The 19590-nt window shown below is 35.7% G+C and carries 15 protein-coding genes; 3 read left to right on the top strand and 12 right to left on the bottom strand.

Annotated features, from left to right (window positions below; genetic code table 11):
- Position 1 precedes the first annotated feature (1 nt).
- The 3 genes from HMPREF1252_RS01090 to spoVG all read right to left on the bottom strand — a co-directional run bounded on the left by HMPREF1252_RS01090 (position 2) and on the right by spoVG (position 4129).
- Positions 2-1735, bottom strand: a complete 1734-nt coding sequence (locus tag HMPREF1252_RS01090) for a [FeFe] hydrogenase, group A (RefSeq protein WP_023059101.1) — start codon at positions 1733-1735, stop codon at positions 2-4.
- Positions 1729-3561, bottom strand: coding sequence for an NAD(P)-binding protein (locus tag HMPREF1252_RS01095; protein ID WP_023058950.1), 1833 nt, complete (start codon positions 3559-3561; stop codon positions 1729-1731). Before HMPREF1252_RS01095 ends, HMPREF1252_RS01090 begins: the two co-directional genes overlap by 7 nt.
- Positions 3562-3835: 274 nt before the next feature.
- Positions 3836-4129, bottom strand: a complete 294-nt coding sequence (gene spoVG / locus HMPREF1252_RS01100; RefSeq protein ID WP_008902550.1) for a septation regulator SpoVG — start codon at positions 4127-4129, stop codon at positions 3836-3838.
- Between the two features lie 129 nt (positions 4130-4258).
- Here spoVG and murC point away from each other — a divergent pair, with 129 nt between their 5' ends.
- Positions 4259-5647 carry a UDP-N-acetylmuramate--L-alanine ligase gene (murC, locus tag HMPREF1252_RS01105; protein ID WP_023058956.1) on the top strand — a complete coding sequence of 463 codons (1389 nt, stop codon included), beginning with the start codon at positions 4259-4261 and terminating at the stop codon, positions 5645-5647.
- A gap of 232 nt (positions 5648-5879) precedes the next feature.
- Positions 5880-6386: a rhodanese-like domain-containing protein gene (locus HMPREF1252_RS01110; RefSeq protein WP_023059046.1), complete on the top strand. Its 507-nt coding sequence runs from the start codon at positions 5880-5882 to the stop codon at positions 6384-6386.
- A gap of 163 nt (positions 6387-6549) precedes the next feature.
- On the opposite strand, the gene gatB is transcribed toward HMPREF1252_RS01110, so the two are convergent.
- The 8 genes from gatB to HMPREF1252_RS09145 form a co-directional block, all read right to left on the bottom strand.
- The gene (gene gatB / locus HMPREF1252_RS01115) at positions 6550-7980 is read right to left on the bottom strand and encodes an Asp-tRNA(Asn)/Glu-tRNA(Gln) amidotransferase subunit GatB (protein ID WP_023058995.1); all 1431 of its coding nucleotides are present in this window, start codon (positions 7978-7980) and stop codon (positions 6550-6552) included.
- Complete coding sequence (gatA, locus tag HMPREF1252_RS01120; RefSeq protein ID WP_023059089.1) at positions 7970-9385, bottom strand: Asp-tRNA(Asn)/Glu-tRNA(Gln) amidotransferase subunit GatA; 1416 nt, start codon at positions 9383-9385, stop codon at positions 7970-7972. Before gatA ends, gatB begins: the two co-directional genes overlap by 11 nt.
- Before the next feature lie 7 nt (positions 9386-9392).
- A complete protein-coding gene (gene gatC / locus HMPREF1252_RS01125; protein WP_023058993.1) occupies positions 9393-9674 on the bottom strand; it encodes an Asp-tRNA(Asn)/Glu-tRNA(Gln) amidotransferase subunit GatC in 282 nt (93 codons plus the stop codon).
- On the bottom strand, positions 9671-11623 hold the full coding sequence (ligA, locus tag HMPREF1252_RS01130) for an NAD-dependent DNA ligase LigA (protein WP_023058977.1): 1953 nt from the start codon (positions 11621-11623) through the stop codon (positions 9671-9673). The genes gatC and ligA overlap by 4 nt, the downstream gene beginning before the upstream one ends.
- Positions 11616-13805, bottom strand: coding sequence for an ATP-dependent helicase (locus HMPREF1252_RS01135; RefSeq protein WP_023059066.1), 2190 nt, complete (start codon positions 13803-13805; stop codon positions 11616-11618). Before HMPREF1252_RS01135 ends, ligA begins: the two co-directional genes overlap by 8 nt.
- Positions 13802-14482, bottom strand: coding sequence for a ThiF family adenylyltransferase (locus tag HMPREF1252_RS01140; RefSeq protein WP_023059007.1), 681 nt, complete (start codon positions 14480-14482; stop codon positions 13802-13804). Before HMPREF1252_RS01140 ends, HMPREF1252_RS01135 begins: the two co-directional genes overlap by 4 nt.
- The gene (locus tag HMPREF1252_RS01145; protein WP_023059082.1) at positions 14479-15540 is read right to left on the bottom strand and encodes an S-layer homology domain-containing protein; all 1062 of its coding nucleotides are present in this window, start codon (positions 15538-15540) and stop codon (positions 14479-14481) included. The genes HMPREF1252_RS01140 and HMPREF1252_RS01145 overlap by 4 nt, the downstream gene beginning before the upstream one ends.
- 81 nt (positions 15541-15621) lie before the next feature.
- Positions 15622-17532, bottom strand: coding sequence for an S-layer homology domain-containing protein (locus HMPREF1252_RS09145; RefSeq protein ID WP_023059070.1), 1911 nt, complete (start codon positions 17530-17532; stop codon positions 15622-15624).
- A 132-nt stretch (positions 17533-17664) separates the two neighbouring features.
- On the opposite strand from HMPREF1252_RS09145, the gene HMPREF1252_RS01155 reads away from it, so the two are divergent.
- Positions 17665-18372: an NAD(P)-dependent oxidoreductase gene (locus tag HMPREF1252_RS01155; RefSeq protein ID WP_023058955.1), complete on the top strand. Its 708-nt coding sequence runs from the start codon at positions 17665-17667 to the stop codon at positions 18370-18372.
- A gap of 748 nt (positions 18373-19120) precedes the next feature.
- On the opposite strand, the gene HMPREF1252_RS01160 is transcribed toward HMPREF1252_RS01155, so the two are convergent.
- The gene (locus HMPREF1252_RS01160; protein ID WP_023059083.1) at positions 19121-19588 is read right to left on the bottom strand and encodes a hypothetical protein; all 468 of its coding nucleotides are present in this window, start codon (positions 19586-19588) and stop codon (positions 19121-19123) included.
- Between the last annotated feature and the right edge of the window lie 2 nt (positions 19589-19590).

Below are 19590 nucleotides of genomic sequence, written 5' to 3' on the forward strand. Positions count from 1 at the left end.
TTTAGTTATTTATTTTATGTTCTGTATGAAGTAACATGTGAGCCTTAAATGATAGTGGTTTACCTAGGTATTCATCATAGAGTTTCTTTATATCTGGATTGTCATGGGAACATCTATATTCGTAATTGTCATCTAGTTTATAAAGTTTCTTTCCTCTTTCAAAGGCTTTTTCTTGTCCATCGTGGATAATCTGTCCACCGCCACCTACGCAGCCTCCAGGACATGCCATAACTTCTACAAAGTCATAGTTTGCTTCGCCTTTGTCAATTCTTTCTAGTAGCTCTCTAGTGTTTCCTAGTCCACTTACTACCGCTGTTCTTACCTTTACTCCATCTATATCGAATTCAGATTCTCTGATTCCGCTACCATCTTTAGAACCGTCATTTCTAACTCTTAGGAATGCATCGTTTGGAGGATTTTCTCCTTTCAATGTGAAGTATGCAGTTCTTAGCGCTGCTTCCATAACTCCACCGGTTGCTCCGAAGATTACTCCTGCTCCAGTTCCATCTTCCATCGGATTGTCGCTAGGTATATTTTCTAGATTAGAAACATTTATATGAGCTGATTTAATCATCCTTGTCAATTCTCTAGTGGTTATTACTATATCAGTTTCATGACCCGCAAATTCTCCATAGTACATATCCATTTCTCTTTCAGCCTTCTTAGCCACACATGGCATTACTGAAATTGCAACTATATCGTTAGGATTCTTGCCAATCTTTTCTGCAAAGTAGGATTTCATTACTGCGCCAAACATTTGTTGTGGTGATTTTGCAGTTGAAAGACTGCTTAGCATATGTGGAAATTCTGTCTTTACAAATCTTACCCAACCAGGGCAGCATGATGTAAACATTGGTCTTTCCTTTAAGTCTCCAGCTGTGAATCTTTCTAAGAATTCGCTTGCTTCTTCCATAATGGTTAGGTCCGCACCGAATACTGTATCGAATACGTAGTCTGCTCCCATCTTTTTAAGGGCGTCAAAAATCTTTCCAACTGGTGCTTCTTCTTCAGATAGTCCCATTTGTTCTGCCCAGGATGCACGTACTGCTGGTGCAACTTGCACTACTACAGTCTTGGTTTCATCTTCAAGGGCGTTCCATGCTTTTTCAGTGTCGTCTCTTTCTGATAGAGCTCCTACTGGACAGTGGGTTATACATTGACCGCAAAGTGAACAGTTTGCATCTTCTATCTTTCTTCCACCAGTTACGTTTACTGTAGTTCTAGCTCCAGTTCCTTCTAGTCCCCATACATTTAAACTTTGCATCTTGTCGCAGACTTGGATACATCTCATACATTTGATACATCTTGTTGAATCACGAATAAGTGGGAAGTTGTTGTTCCATTCTTGTTTTTCTAGATGTTCTTCATATGGAATTTCTCTAATGTTTAAATCATAGGTTAAATCTTGAAGTGAACAGTTTTGATTTCTTGCACAGGACACACATTTATTGGAGTGTTGTGAAAGAAGTAGTTCCACTGTAGTCTTTCTATGAGATCTTACCTTTTTAGAGTTTGTTTTAACTTCCATACCTTCAAGTACAACGTTGTTACATGAAGTTATAAGTTTATCTTTTCCATCTACTTCAACTACACATATTCTACATGCAGCTATTTCATTTAAATCTTTTAAATAACAGAGTCTTGGAATGTGAATTCCTACAGATTCTGCAGCTTCCATAATAGTAGTTTGTTCAGGAACAGATACTTTTTTTCCGTCAATAGTTAAGTTTACCATCTATGTTCCCTGCCTCCTTTAAATACGCCGTATCCAAAGTGGTCACAACGAAGACATCTAGATGCTTCTTGTAATCCTTCTGATAGGGTCATACAGTTTTCTACTCCTTCGAAGTCGCAGACTCTTTCACTGCTATCTCTTTCAGTCATATTTACTCTTGCACATGGGCTCTTGTCCTCAATTCCTATTTCCGGAATATCAATATCCACAGAGATTATGTGGTGATATCCAAGGTAGGAGTCGATGTTTGCCGCTACAACTTTGGCAGCTGCGATAGCCTTTATAACAGAAGCAGGTCCTGAAGTACAGTCCCCTCCAGCAAATACGCCAGGGAATTCTTCTATTGCTCCTGTTGAATCGGTGACAAATCTTCCCCATTTAACTGGAAATCCCAAATCTTCAAAATACTTAGTTTCAATATTTTGTCCGATTGCAACTATAAGGTATTCACAACGGATGAATTGATCTTCTTCTCCAGTTGGTTTTATACTTGCTCTTCCGTCTTTTATATTACTAATCATCTGTGGTGTTACCCAAAGACCTTTTAGTTTTCCTTCTTCGTCAAATTCTAGTTTTGAAGGAGCCTTCAAAGTTACAAGTTCTATACCTTCAGATACTGCACCTTCGATTTCTCCAGGTAGGGCTGTCATATCTGCAACTCTTCTTCTGTAAACTATAGAAACTTTTTCTGCTCCAAGTCTCTTAGCAGTTCTAACTGCGTCCATAGACACGTTACCACCACCGACAACAGCAACATGTTTTCCAGTTAGGTCGATCTTTTCTCCAACTCCAACGGCTCTTAAAAATTCTACTGCAGATACTATATTTTCAGCAGCTTCTCCTTCAAGTCCTAGTTTTTTATCGGTACTTGCACCTACAGTTATAAGCACTGCGTCATATTCTTTTTGTAGATCTTCTATACTTAAATCAACGCCAATCTTAACTCCGTGAATTACTTTTACACCAGTCTTAAGAATAGCATTTATATCTTCATCGAGTCTTTCTTTTGGAAGTCTGTAATTTGGAATACCATATCTAAGCATACCGCCAAGTTCTGGTAGCATTTCGTAAACTACAGTACTATGTCCCATAAGTTGTAAGTAGTATGCAGCGCTTAGTCCTCCTGGACCTCCGCCTAGGATTGCAATTCTCTTGCCAGTGGATGGCGCACATTCTGGTGGATCTACAAATCCAGCGTAATCCGCTGCCATTCTCTTTAGACCTCTTATATTTATGGCATCATCCATCATGTTTCTTCTACATTTTTCTTCACATGGATGTTCGCAAATAAATCCGCATGTAGTTGGGAAAGGGTTATCCTTTCTAATAAGCCTAACCGCATCCGCAAATCTTTGTTCCCTTATAAGTGCAATATAACCTGGAACGTCTACCCTAGCTGGGCAAAGTGCCACACAAGGAACTGGTTGAGCATATGTGAAATTACATCTTCCATGAAGAATATGTTCTTCGTAATCATCTCTAAATCCGATAAGTCCTTTGTAAACCATATTGGCCGCTTCGTAACCTATTGCGCAGTCAGATGATTCCATAGCTGTAAGTGCTGTCTGTTCTATAACATCAAGTGTTTCCAAAGTAGCATTGCCATCTAGTACATCTTTTATTAATTTTGCAAGTTGTGCTAGACCAACTCTACAAGGAACACATTTTCCGCAAGTTTGCGCATGGCATAACTCTACAAAAACTCTAGCCATATCCACTGGACATAGTCCCGGTGGTGAAGATTCGATTCTTCTTTCCAAGTCTTTATAAAGACTATCCATTACTATATTCGCTTGTTTAGGCGAAATTATTTCTAAACGGCTCATAAAACTCCCCCTTATGTATCTAATATAATTATAACATATATCGGAATATAAACAAGGAATATATTTTCCTTGTTATCAATTTAACAGAATACTAAGCGTGTAAAGCTTGATTCCATCATAATTAAATTTTTAACAAAATCTTTTGAAATGATAATGTTTATTAAAGATTTATTAATTATGTAATATATATTGAATGTGGTAACTTTTTGCACTTTAAATTGTGTGTAAAAATACATAAAAAAAGAAGCACCCATCGGTACTTCTAATTCTGCACTTATTCTTCAGTGCCTTCTGAAGTTTCAGCTTCGTCTTCTTCAGGTAGCTCTTCATATCTTTCGAAGATAATCTTTTCAATTGCACTTCTTGCTTCTTGGTTAATTGGATGAGCAATATCTCTAAATTCTCCATTAGAAAGTTTTCTAGAAGGCATTGCAATAAATAATGAGCTATCACCTTGAATTACTTTAATGTCATGGACAACAAATGCATCATCAAAAGTAACTGATGCCACTGCTCTTAGGTTTCCTACTCCATGAATTTTTCTAATTCTTACATCTGTAATGTTCATAATGTCACCACCTTGTCATTTATATCTTTATTATAGTACATCGTAATAAAAAAAACTACTATAAAATAGAATTTTGTATATAAAATTTAAATTTCTTTATGTTATAATTTAACAAGACGGAGGAATTACATGTTTATTTTTAATATAGATGAGAAAAAATACAAAAAAATACATTTCATAGGAATCGGTGGTATTTCTATGAGCGGTTTGGCAGAAATTTTAAACGAATCAGGATATAGTGTATCTGGTTCAGATGCAAATAAAAGTGATCTCTTAACTAAACTTGCAAACGATGGCATCGATATACATATCGGCCACAAAAAAGAAAATATTGATGGTGCAGATCTTGTGATCTATACAGATGCTATTTCCCTTGACAATGAAGAGCTTAGAGAAGCTATTAAACAAAAGATAGATATAGTTGACAGAGCTTCTTTTTTAGGTGCTCTTATGAAAAATTACAAAATTTCCATGGCGATTTCTGGTACACACGGTAAAACTTCTACTACTTCAATGGTTTCTGAAATTATAAGAAATCTTCCTGAGAGACCGACTATTCTACTCGGTGGTAAACTGGACGATATAAATGGAAATGTGCTAGTTGGCAATAGAGAAATCATGCTTACTGAAGCATGTGAGTACAAAGCAAATGTACTTAAGTACTTCCCAACCACTGCAGTTATCTTAAATATTGACGAAGACCATTTGGATTATTTCGACAATATGGAACATATAGTAAACACTTTTAAGGGATATGCCGACAATCTACAACCAGGATCTACTCTAATTTTAAATATAGACGATCCATACGTGAGAGAACTTCAAAATAGAGATAACACGACTGTTGTTACATTTGGAGTTGAAAATGACGCAGACTACACTGCAAAAAATATTAAATTCTGCGAAGATGGATACCCTGAATACGACCTTTACTACAAAGGATCTCTAATTGGCAAGGTTATTCTATCAGTACTTGGAATTCACAATATCAAGAATTCCCTTGCAGCTATTGCCTGCGCTCACGAAAATAATATTTCATTCAAAGACGCAATCGACGGAATTCATTCTTACAAAGGTGTTCATAGAAGGCTCGAGTTCAAAGGAATGTTTGGAGGTGCAAAGGTGTTTGATGACTATGCTCACCATCCTACAGAAATCCTCGCTTCCCTTCACGCGATCAAAAGAGGCTGCGAAAGAAATCTATACTGTATCTTCCAACCTCATACCTTCACAAGGACCAAGATTCTACTAGATAGTTTTTCAAAATCTTTTAGCGAAGCTGACTACACCATTATCACAGATATCTATGCCGCTCGTGAAAAAGATTACGGAGATATCCACTCCAAAACTCTTGTGGATGCGATAAATCAAAATAAGGACAAGGCTCTCTATATAGAAACATTCAGAGATATAGTTAAATTCTTAAAGGACAATCTTCGCCCTGGAGACACTGTAGTCACCATGGGTGCAGGAGATGTTTATAAAATCGGAGAGATGCTTCTAGAAGAAGAAAAATAATTTTAAATTTAAGGAGGTTTAACCTCCTTTTATTTTTTATTATTTCAAGAATATTTTCTAATTTTTTAATTCATTTTTTTAAAACTTTTTGATTTTTATATTTTTCTTTGGTATACCAATATTTTTTAAGAATTAAATATTTAGCTTTAAAATAATATTTTAAAATTTTAACCATTTTGTAATCGTATTATTTTATTAAACTTGTTATAATAAATAAAAACGGAGGTTAATTATGAATAATTTTAAAAAAGCAGCAGTAGCTCTTTCTCTTGCAACAATCCTTACTGGATGTGGCGGAGCAAAAGGACCTGGAACTGCAAAAGATGGAAACGAAGCTAAGATTGAAACAGCTTCTATGAAACTTGTTACTTCAGTTGAATCAGCAAACTATAAATTAGTTTCAACTGAAGAACTAAAGAACTGGATTGATAACAAGGAAGATATGATAGTAGTAGACACTATGCCTGCTGATAGCTACAACAAAAACAGAATTCCTGGAGCAGTTAACGCTGAACTTCCTGTTAAGATGGAAGATGTAACTCCAGAACAAAGAGAAGCTTTTGTTAAGGCTCTTGGAGAAGACAAAGACAAAAAAATCGTTATTTACTGCGGTTTCGTTGGATGCGAAAGATCTCACGTAGGTGGACTTATTGCTGAAGAAGAAGGATTCACAAATGTTTACAGACAACCAGGTGGAATCATCGCTTGGATTGACGCTGGATACACAACAGAAAAATAATTAAATTAAATTAAACCCTAAAGCTATTTAGCCTTAGGGTTTTTGTTTGTTCTGAAAAATTATTTGAATTTGCAAAATTTTAATTTGTGATGCATGGTAAATAAAAACCCCTCCATCCTTATTCTAGATTTTGGGGCTCAGTTCAAAATAACTATGGTTATCTTTACATATTTTTTAATTTTTCTTCTATTATTTTATTTACCATTTGTGGATTTGCCTTGCCCTTTGATGCTTTCATTACTTGTCCTACTAAGAATCCAAAGGCTCTGTTCTTTCCATTCTTTATATCTTCAATAGATTGTGGATTTTCTTCTAGTACTTTTACTACAAGCTCTTCGATAAGTGAGTCGTCTTCTATTTGCACTAGTCCTTGTTCTTTAATTATATCTAGTGGTTTTTTATTTTCTTCAAACATCGCTCTTAGGACTTTTTTGCCGGCGTTGTTATTTATCTTTCCAGATTTTATTTCTTTTAATAGTGTTTTTAAATCTTCAACTTCAAACGGAGTTTCAAATTTATTATCTCCAGTTAAGTCAACTCTTCTTAAAACTTCTGTCATCATCCAGTTTGACGCCATGTTATAATCATCAAAGTCTCTTACCAATTCTTCATAATAGTTTGCAAGTTCTATGGTTGATGTCAATACTCCTGCATCGTATTCTGGAAGTTTGTATTCTTCTATAAATCTTTGTTTCTTAACATCTGGCAATTCTGGCATTTCAGATTTTATCTTTTCGATGTATTCATCACTTATCACCACTGGAGGTAAATCTCCTTCTGGTGCAAATCTATAGTCTGCCACAGTCAACTTTTGTCTCATTAGAATGGTTTCATTCTTTTGATCGTCCCATCTTCTAGTGGTTCTGATTTCAGATTTTCCAGTTTCAAGTAAGTCGATATGTCTTTTTACTTCAAAGTCTATCGCCTTTTCTACTCCTCTAAATGAGTTAAGGTTTTTAACTTCTGTTACTGCAGTCTTCTTCCCAGTGTCTAAATCTTTTATATTTACATTTACGTCGCATCTTAGAGATCCTTCTTCCATCTTGCAGTCAGAGATTCCAAGGTATACTATTGTTGCCTTTAATTTTTCCAAAAATTCTCTCGCTTCTTTTCCAGAAGAAATATCTGGTTTAGATACGATTTCTATAAGTGGAACTCCACATCTGTTGTAATCCATAAATGTGTTTTCTTCCATGTGCATGGATTTACCAGTGTCTTCTTCCATTTGTATCTTCATAAGTCCTACCTTCTTAGGATTTCCGTCATCACCTTCGATTTCGATGTATCCGTCATAGCAGATTGCCATATCGTCTTGGGTGATTTGGAAACCTTTGGTAAGGTCAGGATAGAAGTAATTTTTTCTATCGAATTTTGAAAATTTTCTGATTTCGCAGTTAAGTGCATGACCTGCCATAACAGTGTATCTAACTACATTTTCGTTAAGAACTGGAAGTCCTCCAGGAAGTCCAAGGCATACTGGACAAGTCAAAGTATTTGGTTCTTTTCCATAGGCATTTTCGCAGGAGCAAAAAGCTTTTGTCTTAGTTTGAAGCTCCACGTGGATTTCAAGACCTACAATTGTTTTATAGTTCATTTTTACTCCTTTCAAATAAATATGCTGAATTTAAAATTTCATTGTCCTTCATTCTTCTTCCGGTAAATTGGATTCCCACGCTTAGTCCGTCCTTCTTGTTCATTGGAACTGATAGTGATGGACATCCTGCCATGTTTGCTGGAATTGTAAACATGTCCGCCTTGTATATTTCTACCGGTGTCATTTGTGAGTCAAGTTTAATTGGAAGAATTGGTGATGTTGGAGAAAGGATAAACATATTGTCTTCTAGAACTTTATCCATTTCAGATTTTATAAGTCCTCTTACCTTAAGTGCCTTGTAGTAATAATCTTCCGCAAGGTCCAGTGAAAGTATTTGAGTTCCAATCATGATTCTTTTCTTTACTTCTTGTCCGAAGCCTTCGCCTCTAGTCTTCTTGAACATTTCTTCGATGGTTTCGTAGTCATCTGTGGTTCTCTTTCCATAGATGATTCCATCAAATCTCGCCATGTTGGAAGAAATCTCGCCATTTACTAAGATATGGTAAGTTTCGATTACATTCTTTAGATATTTCATGTCCACATAGTTTATCTTTGCGCCGAGATCTTCAAGTATTTCTATTGCAGTTTTAAATTCATTTTCAATTCTCTCATCATCAAGATCCAAGTAAACTTTTGGAATTGCAATATTTTTTCCTTTTAAATAATTTGAATCTAGTTTGTAGAAGTCTACTTCATCTATGGATTTATTTTCTATAGAAGTTGCGTCCTTTATGCTTCTTCCCTTCAATGCTTTTAGTAAAATCGTAGCATCTTCTACGGTCTTACCCATGGTTCCTGGACTGTCAAATGTGTTTGCCATGGTTGAGATTCCATATCTTGAAATAGTTCCATAGGTTGGTTTTATTCCAACGATACCGCAGTAAGATGCAGGTTGTCTAGTAGATCCACCTGTGTCTGTACCAACTGATACCACAGCCATTTCTCCAGCTACAGATGCTGCAGATCCTCCTGATGATCCTCCAGGGATAAGAGTCTTATCAAGTGGATTTTTGGTAGCTCCATAATATGAAGATCTGGTGGTAGCTCCCATTGCAAACTCATCCATGTTTACTTTTCCAAGGATAAGTCCTCCTGCTTCCAAAACTTTTTTAGTAACGTCTGCGTCGTATGGAGATTCATAATTCTCTAGAATCTTTGAACCGCATGTAAGTCTTACATCTTTTACAGAGATATTGTCCTTTAGAGAAAGTGGAATTCCAGATAGAAGTCCATCTTTGTTTAGATTTTTCTTTGCAAGTTCAAAAGTCTTCGTGATGTAAGCATTTATTTCTCCATCTTCTTTTTCTATATTTTCAATATAGCTATTTAAAACTTCTTCCTTTGTGAAGTCGCCTTTTTTATAGCCATCTTGAAGTTCTTTTATTCCTAATTTTGTAAGTTCCATAACTACCTCAATCTACAAATTTAAGTATTTCAAAGTATCCATACTTTTCAACTTCTGTGTTCTTAAGAGCTTCTTCCTTAGGAAGAGATTCTCCTACTTCGTCCGGTCTAAAATTATTTTTAATATCATTTACTTGAAATACGCCTTCTACATTTTCAGTATCTATCTTCGCAATATTGTCGATTAATTTCATCGTATCAACGAAGTCAGATTCGAAGTTCTTAAGTTCTTCATCAGTAAATGAAATATTGGCTATGTCAGCAATATGCTTTATATCTTCAAGCTTCATTTTTCCTCCTCGTATGTTTTCTCATCTATTATTTTAATCCCAAGTTCCCTCGCTTTATCAGCTTTGGAACCTGCGTTTTCTCCTATTATAACGAGATCCGTATTCTTTGAAACAGATCCTACCACCTCTGCCCCAAGGGAGAGAAGTTCTTTTTCTATTTCTTTTCTCGGTCTAGAAAGTTTGCCCGTTAAGACTATCTTAAGTCCTGCAAAATTACTATTTGAATCTTTTGCTAGATCTATAAATTTAGGTTTTATTCCATGATCAAGAAGTTTTTTAATTGAATCTTTAATCCTTTCATCATGGAAAAATTCATAAATTTCGTGGGCTGTTATAGGTCCCACATCATCAATGCTCACCAGTTCTTCTTCAGTTGCATTCATAAGTCCTTCTAGACTTTTGAAATGGTCCGCCAAATCTCTTGCAGCCTTTATGCCCACATTATGAATTCCAAGGGCATACACGAAGTTCGAAAGATTTACGTCCTTTGATTTTTCCAACTGTTCAAGAAGATTGTCGGATTTTTTATCCTTAAATCCTTCCAAACTCATCAAATCTTCTTTCGTAATATCGTAAAGGTCAGAAACTTCTTTTATATCAAAGTCAGAAATTAAAACCGCTGCAGTTTTATCTGAGAGACCTTCTATATTCATAGCATCTCTACTTGCGAAATGCACGATTCTTCCAATTAACTGTGGCAAACATGAAAGTGTATTTGGACAGAAGATATGAACTCCATCCTTATAAAGTTCTGAACCGCAGTATGGACAATGGGTTGGAAGTTTTATTTCCTCTGTCTTTTCGTCGGAAGGAACTGCTCCAAGTATCTCAGGGATAACATCGTTTGACCTTCTAAGTAGGACTCTACTTCCAAGTCTAAGTTTTTTTCTTTGGATGTCGTCAAAATTATTTAAGGTCGCCCTTTGAATGGTAACTCCGCCTATTTCTACCGGCTCTAAGATTGCCGATGGAGTTACCTTTGCAGTTCTACCTACATTCCAAATTACATCGAGAAGCTTCGTTGTGACTTCTTTGGCTTCATACTTATAAGCAACTGCCCAACGAGGAAATTTGTTGGTGTATCCTAGTTTTTCTCTAAGCGAATAGTCATCCACCTTAATAGTTGCCCCGTCAATTAAAACATCCAGAGAGTCTCTCATCTCTTCGATTTTATTTATACATTCTATTGCTTCGTCTATATTTTTCACATGGTAGTAGATCGGATTTACTTTGAATTTCTGTTCTCTTAAAAATTCTTTCATCTCCGTATCTGTTTTAAATTCTCTACCTTCGATGTAGCCAACATTGTAGAAGTATGCGTCGAGATTTCTCTTTCTCGTCACCTTTGGATCTAAATTTCTAAGGGCCCCTGCCGCTGCATTTCTAGGATTTTTTAAGACTTCTTCAGCAGTTTCGTTGTATTTATTAAAGGCTTTAAAAGGCATAAGCCCTTCCCCTTGCACTTCAAATAATCCTTTGTATTCAATACTTAGTGGCACAGAATTTATGGTCTTCACCTGAGGAAGAATCTCTTCTCCTATGAGACCATTACCCCTTGTACTTGCATTTTCAAGAATTCCATTATTGTATGTCAAATTAATTGTAAGACCGTCGAATTTTAGTTCCACCACATAATCTATATCTTTAACTCCAGGAAGAAGTCTCATATTTCTCTCTTCCCAAGCGCGAAGTTCGTCAAAGGATTGTGCCTTATCCATAGAATACAGAGGACTCAGGTGGGTATGTTTTACAAATCCTGTTAAAAGTTCACCGCCGACTCTATTGGTCGGGCTGTCCGGTCTAATATATCCAGTTTCTTTTTCTAATTTTACAAGTTCATCGTAGAGCCTGTCGTATTCAACATCTGCTACCAGAGGTTCATCTAAGGTGTAGTAGTGGTAGCTGTATTTATTCAAAAGCTCAACTAATTCATCTATTCTCTTATTCATTTAAACTCTCCAATGGCGCGTGGGATTTCATAAGTCTTTTGATATTTCCGTTGTCAAAAGCTACTACCAATTCTTCGTCATCATCTTTTTTAGTTACGGATACGATCATTCCCTGTCCAAAAATCCTGTGTTTAACCTTGTCTCCGATGGAGAAATCCTTGGAGGTGTTGAGTTTTTGCTCCGCCTTCTTTTCCCTTTGACTGCGGAAATTTTTAGAGATGGAGTTCATTCTATTTATCTTGCTCTTTCTGTCGTAGTCAATTCTAAGTTCGCTATCTACAGTATCTAAATATTCGATACTTCCCATCTCTTCTATAAACCTAGATGGCTTGTTGTAGGTCGGTTGACCGTAACTATTTCTACTCTTGCATGAACTTACAAAGAGTTGTTCCTTTGCTCTAGTTATTGCAACATAGGCAAGTCTTCTCTCCTCTTCCACTTCGTCATCTTCATCCATGGATCTTCCTGATGGGAAGACTCTCTCTTCCATTCCAACCAAGAATACCACTTTGAACTCAAGACCCTTTGCTCCATGGACAGTCATAAGGCTTACTCCGCCTGTATCTTCCGATTTATCCACATCGGATAGTAGACTTAGGGAAGATAGATATTCTTCCAAGTTCGGCTCTTCATAATTCTTTTCGTATTCGTAGCTGGAATTTATAAGTTCTTCTATATTTTCAATTCTACTTCTAGATTCAACCGTATTTTCTTTTTCTAAATCTTCAATATATCCGGACTCTCTGCAAACTTCTTCGATAAATTCATGAATCGTAATGCTGTCCTTTTTTTCTCTCAGATTTTCTATAATCTCTACAAATTTTTTAATATTCTTAGATGCTCTGATATTTAAATTGTATTCATCTAAATTTTTAATTATTTCATACATGGTCTTGCCAGAGTCTATCGCTGCCTTGCGGATAGATTCTACAGTTTGGTCTCCGATTCCACGTCTAGGAGTGTTAATAATCCTTGCAAGGGATACTTCGTCATCGGTGTTTACGATGAACTGCATATAGGAAATTATATCTTTCACTTCTTTTCTATCATAGAATTTAAGTCCGCCAACTACTCTATATGCGATGCCAGCCCTCATAAGATGCTCTTCAAAACCTCTCGATTGGGCGTTGGTTCTATATAGAATTGCCATATCCTCAAAAGGATAGTCCCTGTGAAGATCATCAATCTTTTCTATTACACATTTTTCTTCGTCAAAGGAAGATGAATATATTTTATATTTAACAGTTTCTCCACCTTGGGAGCTGGTCCACAGATTCTTTTTGTACTTTGTCGGATTGTTTGCAATGAGGCTGTTTGCAGCATCTAGAATATTCTTCGTGGAACGATAATTCTGTTCCAGAAGCACTACCTTTGCATTTTTAAAATCCTTTTCGAAATTTAAAATATTTGAGATATCTGCCCCACGCCAAGCATAGATACTTTGGTCATTGTCTCCTACCACTGTTAGATTTGGATTTTCTCTACAAATCAGTCTTACCATTTCGTACTGAGATTTGTTGGTGTCTTGATATTCATCGACAAAGACGTATTCAAATCTATCCCTGTAATAGTTCTTAACTTCTTCGTGATTTTGTAGAAGCTCCACAGATTTTAAAATAAGATCGTCGAAGTCTAGTGCATTGTTCTTCTTCAGTTCCTTTTCATATTCGTAGTAGATTTCCTTTGTGATTCTCTCTGAATATATGGATTCTGAAAGCACATCCTCCACACGACCTCCGCTATTCTTAATAGAAGAAATCTTGGCTTGAATGGTGCGAGGTTTATAACTTTCTGCACTGAGATCCATCCTCTTTATAATATCTTTTACCACCGTCTGTTGATCCTTGGTGTCATAGATGGTGAAGTTTCTATCGTAACCAAGCCTATCTATATCTCTGCGCAAAATTCTAACGGCGATAGAGTGAAATGTGCCGATCCACATGTTGAAATCGGTGTGAATGAGCCTCTCGACCCTCGTCTTCATTTCATTTGCCGCTTTATTTGTAAAAGTTATCGCCAAAATCTTGGAAGGATAGACTTTCTTCTCTTCCATTAAGTATGCAATTTTCTTCGTAACTACAGAGGTCTTACCTGAGCCCGCTCCAGCAAGCACAAGTACTGGTCCTTCTGTGGTGGTCACCGCTTCTCTCTGTCTATCGTTTAGTCCTTCCAGTAAATTCATATAAGCTCCCTTACTATTTTAGATCCGATAAAAAGTCCTGCCGCAGGAGGCACGAATGGCGTTGAGCCAGGAGTCCTCTTGTCTTCGCACAGATTTTTCGGTTCTTCCTTTGAATAGCAAACATCTATGTCAATCTTTTCTTCTTTTAATAATCTCCTCATCTTGCGAGCGAGGGGATCCATGCTGGTCTTAGAAATTTTTGTAATTTCAATCTTAGATGGATCGAGTTTGTTTCCCATACCCATGGAAGAAATAATCTTAATCCCAAGTGCATGAGAATTTTTGATGAGAAGTAGCTTCGCCGCTACATCATCTATTGCATCCACCACATAGTCGTAGGATTTTAAATCTATTTCCCCTGCAGTCTCTTCGCTGTACCTAATCGGATATTTTTCTATAATCGCTTCCGGATTTATATCCAAGATTCGTTTTTCAAATGCGTCTACTTTTTTCATTCCAACAGAAGAGTTGGTAGCAATGATCTGTCTATTGATATTGGTTAGAGAAATATCGTCGAAGTCTACGATTCCAATCCTTCCGATTCCACATCTAGCAAGGGATTCGACCACATATCCGCCGACACCTCCAACGCCAAATACAATTACAGACCTATTTTTTAAAACCTCTAACGCTTCTCTTCCTATAACTTTTTCTGTTCTCTCTCTATAATCTGTCATTTAAGTTCAATCCTAGATATTGAATCTCCTGTGAGCATAATCTTTAAATTAACTATGCCAGTTAGATTCTTGTCAAAGTAGTATGAGAATTCTGTAGGCACCTTGTTGTTTTCAAGATTTTTAAATGTAATAACATATCCATTTCCTGCTGCAACAGATCCAACCACTTCACATCTTGTAACAACGTCTTCAGTTTGGAAATCCCTATCTACAATTGTGTAGGATTTTGCAACATCATTTGTAATATTTAATTTAACAGTAGCTCCAACTATATCCTCTTTAATTTCAAACCCAAGTTTATAATCCTTTTCCACTCCAAGAACATCTAGGGTTATAACTTCAATATCGTATCCCTTTACCTTTCCTACTACTTCCAAGTTTTCATCTTGTTTAGCAGAATTATATTGTTCCTTGTAGTTTAGAGCCTTCTTCATGATTACAGCCATCTCAGCACGACGAATATGTTTTTCACCGTTGAAGCATCCGTCAGAACCATTCTTGTCAAAAATTCCAAAACTTACAAGTCCTGGCAAATATTTAAGTGCCTCTTTATTTATTTTATTTAAATCTTTGTAATTTAAAAGAGAAATATCTCCAGACTTGTCGCTTTCAAAAGCTCTTCCGAAAAGTGCGGCAATAGTTCCCCTAGTTGGATACTTCTTACCATTTATAAGTCCTTTTTTCACAGCTGCTTCTATTGTATTTAAAGTAATAGTTCCGATTTGAAGATTGTAGCTTACAGCCCCGATAGCCCAAGCAGGAATATTGTACTTAGTTAGATCATAAGTCTCATTATTTTTAACAGTTCCGATCTTAAGCGACTCGATAATCTTTAATGTTTCCAAAAATGAAACTGCCCTTTGTGGTTTAAAAGTCCCATCATCATATCCGGCTAAAAGATTCTTTTCAGTCAAATATTCCACGTATTCATTCGCCCAGCCGTATCCACTGTTCTTCATATCTGAAAATGACTTCGCATCTATCCCCTGTACCAAAGTTATAGCTGAAAGTCCAATTATAAAAAATTTCTTCATAAGTTTCTTCATTGATTTTTCCATAAAAACCTCCATGATTATTATAACACAAAGGATAAAAAAATCCCCTTTCCTCAATTGGAAAGGGGTTAAATTTTTAAAATTTTATTTTATATAACCATATCCATAGCCGTTGTTATAGTTTACTATCATTATTGGTCTAATATTATTACTTGAATCAAATTCAACAATAAAAGTATAACTTTGTCTAAAGTATCCATTGTCTGGTAAGTTAAGTCCTGTTACGTCAAATTTTTGTCCTCTTAGATTATATGATTGACGTCCTGCAATATACCTAGAATCTGTAATTTCAAATCTCTTGGTATTATTTGTGTTTACAAGATCATTTCTTAATTCTGCAGTCACACGATACACTGAATCATTTGTAGTGTTATTGCTATAGTTTTTTATTGAAGTTGCATAGTAGCCATTGTTTTCAACTAATACTGTATCGCCTCTACTTAATCTGTTTAGGTAGTATTGACCGTTTATATATGAATTGTTAGCTATATCAAAACTTAAAGGTCTATCAGTAGCACCTTCTTTAATAGTTATACCAGTGATATTGTACTTGCTATCTGTTTTGATCTCTGAGATTGTACCAAATACAACATTGTTTCCTACAATATTCCTCTTATCGCCGATAAATCTATAGTTAGTATAAGCATTTATGGTGTTTCCTACCTTTAGATTATCTATTGTAGAATTCTTTAAATTGTTATCAAGTCTTACATAGAATTTGTAATCCTTACCATCCTTAAGGGTAACTGTGATTTCTTTTAGTAATTTATAAGCATCAACAGATCCGATTTCCTTAAGAACTCCACTAATTTGTCCATTCTTAGGAGTAACTACCATCTTAGTTAAATATCCTTGTGCGTCTAGATTAAATTCAACCATGTCCCCTTCCTTTACATAAGAAAGTGGAGATGAAATTCCTAGGATAGTTATATCAGGGTTAGTTCCCAAAGTATAATTAAATTCCTTAGAAGTTGAAATACTATCAGATGCCTTTAGATCAATTGAAGAACTATTATTTGTGTATTTAATCTTTACTTGATTTGAATAAACCCCAGAAATATATCCAATGTATTGAGTAACTACGTCTTTTATAGTTACTTCGGTAGCAGTTCCATGAACTCCATCGCCAATACCCTTTTGATATTTAACTTCTACTTCTTGTCCTTCTTTAAGTTTTGTAGCATCAGCCAAAGTACCATTGATGGTGAATTTTGTATTTCCATTGTATTCAAAACTCATAGTGTTGGTACCATCTTTGATGATAAATCTGTTTAGATTGTTAGTTGATGATGCAAGGATTACATTACCCTTAGCAGTAGCAACTTGTACCTTAGATTTGTAATCATAAGCTGCCTTAGTGATGATAGCAATCTCTGCACGACGGATCGCATTTCTACCGTTGAAGTTTCCATTTGATCCTGTAGCTGCAAATATCCCAGCCTTAACAAGAGATGATAGATATTGTTTCTTTTCAGTCGCAAGATCAGAAATATCTTTGTGCTTTAAGTTAGAAACATCAGAATTTTTTCCAAGACCTAGAGCCTTTGCATAGAACACAGCAATATCTTCTCTTGCAGGATATGACTTAGAACCAGGTCCTATTTGATCATATTTCTTCGCACTTTGAAGCTGTCCCATAGTAATAACATTGTTTTGAAGACAGATTGCAGCAGCATCAATTGCCCAAGTGTCCATTCCTAGATTTATTAAATCTTTTCCATAAGTATTAGTTGCCTTAGTAACTTCGTCACTACTTGGGTTTATAATACCCTTAAGTAAGCTAAGAGTTTGAGGAAGACTTACTAAATTTTCTGGTTTGTAAGTTCCATCATTAAAACCTGCAATAATATTTTTGTTGCTTAACTCATCTATAGCTGAGTATGCCCATTTATATGTCCCTGTTGAAGCAACATCCGAAAACTGTTTAGCAAAGCTATATGTAGGTAGCATTGCAACAGCAAGTGATAATGCTAAAATACGTTTTGATTTTTTCATATTATACCTCCAATGAGTATATTATATCACAGTTTATTAATATACATTTATTACAAATTTATTTCATTGTTTACAAAATGGCTTAGTTAAGTATAAAATAGATGTGAGTAGATAAAGAAAGGATGGGATTATATGAGATACATACCCGTTTCATTAGATACAAAAGATAAAAATGTTCTAGTGCTAGGTGGAGGAGTCTTGGTGCTAGAAACAATCAAGAAACTACTCCTTACAGAAGTTCATGCAATCTATATCATTGCGTCAGAAATATTACCAGACATCACCAAATTGGAAGAAGAAAATCCAGAAAGAATAAAAATAAAGATCATGGACATAGACGAAAACTTTAGATTCTTTGGCTACGATATGGTCATCATAGGCACATACAATTTAAATCTAAACAACGCACTAGAAAATAGAGCGCTAAACTCAAATCTAGCATACCAAAGACTCGACATCAAATCAGAATCAAGCTTCATAATCGATGACTTCTACAATGTAGGCGACATATCTCTATCAGTTTCCCGCACCTCAAGTCTACCAGAAATCGAAGAAGAATTCTCCAAAGATTTAAAAGACCTAGTAAGTGACTACAACGAAGACAAAATAAATCTTCTAAAACAAATAAGAACCAATTTGATTAGAAAGAATGCAAAAGACATCGAAAAGACAATTGAAAAACTCTACAAAGACGACACAGTAAATCTAAGAGAATATCTAAACTCTGACATAGAAGAACAAGAAGAAATAAAAGAAGAAAAAGATTTGAATAAAGAAGCATCAGAAAAAAATTTAGAACTAGAAGCAAAAGACGATTTAGATAAAGAAGAAAATAAATAAATAAAGAAAAAAAGCTGGCATTGAAAGTCAGCTTTTTTTATGCAATGAATTAAAATTAAAAAATTTCTTTTTAATTTTAGTAATTTTCCCAATTTCAACTATAGCGGAAGCAACCTGCTTCCATCGACACTGGTACTAAACTATTGCCCCTTAGGCGAAGCCGTGAAACAATCCCACACTTTGTCATCCTGAGCGAGGAAATTTATTTCCGAGTCGGCAGTCGAGTTCTGCAAATCAGCCTTCATTTCATTCGGCTTCTTTGGAACTCTTTGCACAAGACCTGCTACGAAATCAAAGATTTCGGCTAGGGCTTCGAAGGATCTGACCTATATTTAACCTATCTTTGCCAAAAAAATATTATGGTATCTCCCAACTGCGGTCACCCATACTTCACCCCACCATGGTTATACCCGTTCGACTCACTACGTTCGCTCAGGGTGACTGTATTCATCTATTTTCTTAGAAATTTTTCATTTCTTCTTTGGTATGACCGGAGGAATGTCGTCATCCTGAGCGAGGAAATTTATTTCCGAGTCGAAGGATCTGACCTATATTTAACCCATCTTTACCAAAAAAAATATTACAATAGTCCTCCCAAATGCGGTCACCCTGATCGAAAGAGCCGAAAGGCTCTGTAGTCGAACGGGTATAACCTCCGAGGGCCTAACCTTTACAAATGAAATCCAAAAACCTACTCTCACCCACAAAAAATAACGCCTACACAAAGTAAGCGTTATTATAATTAAAATTATGAATTTCTAACATCACTTAAATAATCTCGAAACTTTATAATCTCGTCTCTATTAAATCTCAAATTTATAAAATTATCCGTAAGCCCGTCATGCCAAAAGTATATTCTCCACTCTAGATAGATATCCTCTATTTCATAGCCAGGAGCAACATAGGTATACTTCGGGTCTTCACGCAAATCTTTTTGAGGATGCAAAATAAAACAAAAATCCGGCTCAATGCAAAGCATCTCAAAAATATCTGAAAATTTATTTTCAAGAAGAAGAAGAGTTAGATTCTTTTCAAGCTCATCAACCTCACTAGAAAGTAGAAGTTCATCATCTTCAACATAATAATTTAGCCAATCTCTAGAAGTTAAAGAAAAATCACACCTGCACCAATCACTAAAATCATCGCGATTACCTAGCTTATAGTTTCTGATATTTAATTTTACATCAATTCCTTTTATTTTTATTTCAAAACTCATTT

The organism is Peptoniphilus sp. BV3AC2, from assembly GCF_000478945.1.
In the GTDB taxonomy this organism is placed as follows: domain Bacteria; phylum Bacillota; class Clostridia; order Tissierellales; family Peptoniphilaceae; genus Peptoniphilus_B; species Peptoniphilus_B duerdenii.

Bases quoted from the DNA above. Each gene is read 5' to 3' on its own strand.
- HMPREF1252_RS01090 (WP_023059101.1), bottom strand. From the start codon at position 1,735: ATGGTAAACTTAACTATTGACGGAAAAAAAGTATCTGTTCCTGAACAA.
- HMPREF1252_RS01095 (WP_023058950.1), bottom strand. From the start codon at position 3,561: ATGAGCCGTTTAGAAATAATTTCGCCTAAACAAGCGAATATAGTAATG.
- spoVG (WP_008902550.1), bottom strand. From the start codon at position 4,129: ATGAACATTACAGATGTAAGAATTAGAAAAATTCATGGAGTAGGAAAC.
- murC (WP_023058956.1), top strand. From the start codon at position 4,259: ATGTTTATTTTTAATATAGATGAGAAAAAATACAAAAAAATACATTTC.
- HMPREF1252_RS01110 (WP_023059046.1), top strand. From the start codon at position 5,880: ATGAATAATTTTAAAAAAGCAGCAGTAGCTCTTTCTCTTGCAACAATC.
- gatB (WP_023058995.1), bottom strand. From the start codon at position 7,980: ATGAACTATAAAACAATTGTAGGTCTTGAAATCCACGTGGAGCTTCAA.
- gatA (WP_023059089.1), bottom strand. From the start codon at position 9,385: ATGGAACTTACAAAATTAGGAATAAAAGAACTTCAAGATGGCTATAAA.
- gatC (WP_023058993.1), bottom strand. From the start codon at position 9,674: ATGAAGCTTGAAGATATAAAGCATATTGCTGACATAGCCAATATTTCA.
- ligA (WP_023058977.1), bottom strand. From the start codon at position 11,623: ATGAATAAGAGAATAGATGAATTAGTTGAGCTTTTGAATAAATACAGC.
- HMPREF1252_RS01135 (WP_023059066.1), bottom strand. From the start codon at position 13,805: ATGAATTTACTGGAAGGACTAAACGATAGACAGAGAGAAGCGGTGACC.
- HMPREF1252_RS01140 (WP_023059007.1), bottom strand. From the start codon at position 14,482: ATGACAGATTATAGAGAGAGAACAGAAAAAGTTATAGGAAGAGAAGCG.
- HMPREF1252_RS01145 (WP_023059082.1), bottom strand. From the start codon at position 15,540: ATGGAAAAATCAATGAAGAAACTTATGAAGAAATTTTTTATAATTGGA.
- HMPREF1252_RS09145 (WP_023059070.1), bottom strand. From the start codon at position 17,532: ATGAAAAAATCAAAACGTATTTTAGCATTATCACTTGCTGTTGCAATG.
- HMPREF1252_RS01155 (WP_023058955.1), top strand. From the start codon at position 17,665: ATGAGATACATACCCGTTTCATTAGATACAAAAGATAAAAATGTTCTA.
- HMPREF1252_RS01160 (WP_023059083.1), bottom strand. From the start codon at position 19,588: ATGAGTTTTGAAATAAAAATAAAAGGAATTGATGTAAAATTAAATATC.